Origin of the sequence: Aeromicrobium sp. (assembly GCF_036676885.1) — a bacterium.
Taxonomy (GTDB): Bacteria; Actinomycetota; Actinomycetes; order Propionibacteriales; family Nocardioidaceae; genus Aeromicrobium.
In genome coordinates, this window is record NZ_JAKFCB010000124.1 from 1 (window position 1) to 4,996 (window position 4,996).

The 4,996-nt window shown below is 67.0% G+C and carries 4 protein-coding genes and 2 tRNA genes; 5 read left to right on the forward strand and 1 reads right to left on the reverse strand.

Going from position 1 to position 4,996, the window contains the following annotated elements:
• From V6M46_RS06325 to V6M46_RS06345, 5 genes are all read left to right on the forward strand, one after another.
• The coding region (locus V6M46_RS06325) for a DNA gyrase C-terminal beta-propeller domain-containing protein (protein ID WP_332662942.1) at positions 1-1,656 on the forward strand (1,656 nt) is incomplete at its 5' end.
• Entirely contained in the window at positions 1,653-2,465 is an 813-nt protein-coding gene (locus V6M46_RS06330) for a DUF3566 domain-containing protein (RefSeq protein WP_332662944.1), read from the forward strand. The genes V6M46_RS06325 and V6M46_RS06330, both read left to right, overlap by 4 nt.
• A 79-nt stretch (positions 2,466-2,544) precedes the next feature.
• Positions 2,545-2,619 (forward strand) — tRNA-Ile (locus V6M46_RS06335).
• A gap of 150 nt (positions 2,620-2,769) precedes the next feature.
• Positions 2,770-2,842 (forward strand) — tRNA-Ala (locus V6M46_RS06340).
• 270 nt (positions 2,843-3,112) lie between these two features.
• Positions 3,113-4,516 carry an FAD-binding oxidoreductase gene (locus V6M46_RS06345; RefSeq protein ID WP_332662946.1) on the forward strand — a complete coding sequence of 468 codons (1,404 nt, stop codon included), beginning with the start codon at positions 3,113-3,115 and terminating at the stop codon, positions 4,514-4,516.
• 68 nt (positions 4,517-4,584) lie between these two features.
• Here the strand turns inward: V6M46_RS06345 and V6M46_RS06350 are convergent.
• Positions 4,585-4,996, reverse strand: a 412-nt coding sequence (locus V6M46_RS06350; protein WP_332662948.1) for a hypothetical protein, incomplete at its 5' end; no start/stop codon positions are given.

The following is a 4,996-nucleotide window of genomic DNA, read 5'->3' on the forward strand; positions in this document are numbered from 1 at the left end:
GACGAGTCGTCGTCGCGCGTCGGCCGTCGCATCGTGATCGAGATCCGCAAGGACGCGATCGCCCGGGTCGTGCTCAACAACCTCTACAAGCACACCGAGCTGCAGACCAACTTCAGCGCCAACATGCTGGCGCTCGTCGACGAGGTCCCGCGCACCCTGACGCTCGACGGCTTCGTCAGCAACTGGATCAACCACCAGATCCAGGTCATCCAGCGGCGCACCCAGTACCTCCTTGACGAGGCGGAGGCCAAGGCGCACATCTTCCGCGGCTACGCCAAGGCGCTCGACGCGCTCGACGAGGTCATCGCCCTGATTCGCCGCAGCCCGACCGTCGACGAGGCGCGCCAGGGCCTCATCGGCCTGCTCGACATCGACGAGCTCCAGGCCAACGCGATCCTGGAGATGCAGCTGCGTCGCCTGGCCGCGCTCGAGCGCCAGAAGATCATGGACACCCTCGACGAGCTCGAGCGTGAGATCGCCGACTACAAGGACATTCTCGCCAAGCCCGAGCGTCAGCGGCAGATCGTGTCCGACGAGCTCACCGCGATCGTCGACAAGTACGGCGAGGACCGCCGCTCGCACATCATCCCGGCCGACGGTGACCTGTCCGACGAGGACCTGATCCCCGACGAGGAGGTCGTGGTCACGATCACCAAGGGTGGTTATGCCAAGCGCACCAAGACCGACCTCTACCGCGTCCAGAACCGCGGCGGCAAGGGCGTACGCGGTGCAGCCCTGCGCGGCGACGACCTGGTCGAGCACATGTTCCCGACGACGGCACACCACTGGATCCTGTTCTTCACGACGGCCGGCCGCGTCTACCGCGCCAAGGCCTACCAGCTGCCCGAGGCCGGACGAGATGCCAAGGGCGGCCACGTCGCCGGCCTGTTGTCATTCCAGCCGGACGAGGAGATCGCGCAGGTCCTGGCGATCCGCGACTACGAACAGGCTCCCTACCTGGTGCTCGCGACCAAGAAGGGCCTGGTCAAGAAGACCCGGCTCGGTGACTACAACAGCCCGCGCCAGGCCGGCGTCATCGCGATCAACTTCCGCGACGAGGACGACGAGCTGATCGGCGCCGAGCTGGTCACCCCCGAGGACGACCTGATCCTCATCTCGCGCAAGGCACAGGCGATCCGGTTCCGTGCGGACGACGAGCAGCTCCGGCCGATGGGGCGCGCGACCTCCGGCGTCACCGGCATGAAGTTCCGCGCCGACGACTCGATGCTCTCGATGTCGGTCATCCGGCGTTCTGCCGGCGCGCTGGAGTCCGCAGAGGTGCCCGAGGAGGACCAGCTCTTCGTCTTCACGGTCACTGACGGCGGCTTCGCCAAGAAGACCCCGGTCGAGCAGTACCGCCTGCAAGGGCGAGGCGGTCTCGGCATCAAGGCCATGCAGATCACCGAGAATCGCGGTGAGCTCGTCGGTGGCCTGGTGCTGGTCGACACCGACGACGTCATCTCCGTGACGGCCATGGGACAGGTCACTCGAAGCCTCGTCTCAGGGGTCAATCCGACAGGGCGTGGCACGATGGGAGTGAGCTTCGTGAAGTTCAAGGGGGATGACCGGGTCGTGACCATCGCGCGCAACACCGAGCTCCCCCAGGACGAGGCCCAGGCCGAACCGACGTCGACCGACGAGGACCAGGATCAGTGACCGAAGACGACAAGCACGACCCGACCTCCGCGCCGGGCTCCGGCGCGGGCGACGCGGCACCGACCCAGCAGATCCCGCGGATCCCCAAGCCCGCGAGCCGCCCGGCCAAGAAGACCGCGAAGCAGTCCTCGGCAGCCAAGGATGGATCGTCGTCGGCGCAGACCGACAAGGGCCGTCCCCGTACGGCTCCTCCGGCTCCGAAGCCCGAGACCTCCGACGACGCGTCGGACGACAGGTCCGCGGACGACTCCGGCGACGGGCAGAGTGCGTCGCGCGGCGGACGTCCGCTGACGGCGGCCGACTACGCGCGTACGACCAAGCCGTCGCCTGCGACCACCGCGGTGATTCCGGCGGTCAAGGAGAAGGTCGAGAAGGTCCTCGATCGCGATAACAAGAAGACCACGTCCGGCGCGACGCTCACCCCGACGCCGGAGTCGGGTTCGACGCGGCGCGCGAGCCTCCGGCTGACCCATGTCGAGCCCTGGTCGGTCACCCGTCTGGCGTTCGCGATCTCGGTCTCGATGATGATCGTGGCTGTCGTCGCGGTGTCGATCTTCTGGGTCGTCATGGAGGCCACCGGCGTCTGGGACCAGATCAACGGCAGCGTCACCTCGGTGCTCAGCGACGACTCGACGAGCTTCAACATCACCGACTACCTCGGGTTCGGACGCATGGTCGGACTGACCCTCGTGCTCTCCGCGATCAACGTCATCCTCACCACGGCACTGGCCACGATCGGCGCTCATCTCTACAACTTGGCGGCCCAGCTCCTCGGTGGTGTCGAGGTGACCTTCGCCGAGGAGAAGTAGGGCGCGCGGCTCCTTGGTCGCCGCAGGTCCCCCGATTCGTGATCGCCGAAGTGGTTGAGGTAAAGTTCACCGCTGTTGCGGGCGTATAGCTCAGCTTGGTTAGAGCGCATCCCTGATAAGGATGAGGTCCGAGGTTCAAGTCCTCGTACGCCCACTCGCACAGGAGGTTCCATGAAGAAGATCATCGCCCTCGGGCTCGCTGCGGCCGGTGTCTTCTGGGCACTGTCGAAGTCGAAGCAGAGCAAGCCCACCGACACCTGGGCGGCCGCCAGCGACAAGGTCTGACCCGGACCAGCACGATCACGGGGCCGTGGCGCAATTGGTAGCGCACCTGCTTTGCAAGCAGGGGGTTAGGGGTTCGAGTCCCCTCGGCTCCACTGAATGAGGAAGGCCCTCCACCGAGTTGCGGTGGCGGGCCTTCTGTTCGTTTGTCTGGGGTGGAGGGCCTTCCTCATTCAGTGAATCAAGCGAGTGACTCGAGTCGGGCCCCATCGACGCGGACGCCCTTCGCGCCGAAGGCGTCCCGCCGGAGGCGGCATACAAGGGATCCCCGAGGCTCCACAGGTGACCCGGCAGCGCAACGTGGGCAAGTAGAGCTATTGTCGCTCCGCCACCTGTGTGCGAACCTGCGAGGTGGAGGCGATCCTATGAGTGCGTTGGCTCCGGGGGCGTTGATCGACGGCACGGCCGTCGAGGAGTTGCAGGCCATGTTCCGCGGCGAGCTGATCCGCCCGGACGATCGGGGATACGACGAGCATCGCAAGGTGTGGAACGGCTCGATCGACCGACATCCGGGACTCATCGCCAGGTGCACCGGGGTCGCCGACGTCCGCGCCGCGGTCGGTCTCGCCAAGGAGCGAGACCTGCTGGTGGCCGTACGAGGTGGCGGTCACAGCTTCCCCGGGCTGTCGGTGTGCGACGACGGGCTGCTGATCGACCTGGGGGCGATGAAGGGCATGCGGGTCGACCCGGAGAAGCGGACCGTGCGGGCCCAGGCCGGCGTGCTGCTCGGCGAGCTGGACCGCGAGACGCAGGGATTCGGCCTCGCGATGACATCGGGCATCGTCACCCACACCGGCATGGCCGGCCTGACGCTCGGTGGTGGGATCGGCTGGATCATGCGCAAGTACGGCCTCACGATCGACCACCTGCTGTCGGTGGACGTCGTCACCGCCGACGGCGAGGTGCTGACCGCGAGCGAGGACCAGAACGCCGACCTGTTCTGGGGTGTGCGAGGCGGCGGGGGCAACTTCGGCATCGTCACAGAGTTCGAGTTCCGGCTCAACGAGCTGGGGCCGTACGTCGTGGCCGGTCCGGTGTTCTGGGCGATGGAGGATGCCGGCGAGGTGCTGCGATTCCATCGCGACTGGGTCGCGGACTGCCCCGACGAGCTCATGACGATCGTCGTGCAACGCCGGGCGCCGGCGCTGCCGACCGTCCCTCCGGAACTCGTCGGCAAGCTGATCATCGGGATCACGGCGTGCTACGCAGGCCCGATCGAGGACGGCGAGCGAGTCGTCCGGCCGCTCAAGGAGTTCGGGTCGCCGGTGCTCGACCTGTGCATGCCCAAGCCCTACCTGGCCCATCAGCAGATGTTCGACCCGTCGTTCAAGCACGGATGGTCGTACTACGTCCGGTCCTGCGACGTGGCCGAGCTCAACGACGACGTCATCGACATCATGGTCGAGCACGGCAGCCGCATCACCTCACCCATCACCAGCATCGCGCTGTGGCAGATGGGTGGGGCCGTGGCCCGGGTCGGTGACGACGCGACGGCGTTCAACGGGCGACAGGCCGGGTTCACGTTCAACATCAACGGCAACAGCATGACCCCCGAGGGCTTCGAGGCCGAGCGCGACTGGGCGCGCAGCTACTGGTCGGCGCTCGAACCCCATCACACGAGCGTCTACGTCAACTTCCTCATGGAGGAGGGCGAGGAGCGGGTCCGTCGGGCCTATGGCGCCGAGAAGTACGACCGGCTCAAGGCGCTCAAACGTACGTACGACCCGACGAACCTCTTCAGGCTCAACCAGAACATCAGCCCGGACTGATTCGGCCCCGTCGGCGCCACCGGCGTGTTGCCGGTGGCGCTGCGACGGCGACTCTGAGCCTCGCCGGCTCAGACCCGCTCGGGCTGCACGGGCGACCTCGACGTACGGCCGCGTGGAGATCGGCGAGAGAGCAGCAGCCCGACGGTCATCAGCACCGCGCCGGTGGCCACGATCCCGATCTCATCACCCAGCCAGGCCGGGTCGGTGTCGCCGACGATCGCCATGGCGATGCCCTCGATGACCATGTAGCTGACAACCCAGGCGAACAGACCTGCGACGGCGCCCAGGATCCGCAACATGACGTGGCGGCCGGAGAGCAGTGCCACGCCGAGGCCGGCCATCCCGAGCGCCATGAATGCGACGGCAGAGATGTACAGGATGGCGGTGGCCGTGTTCGGCATACCCGAGACAGCGCCGTCACTCGCCGCGATCACGACGAACTTGACGACCCAGCAGAAGCCTCCGGCGGCCAGGACGGCG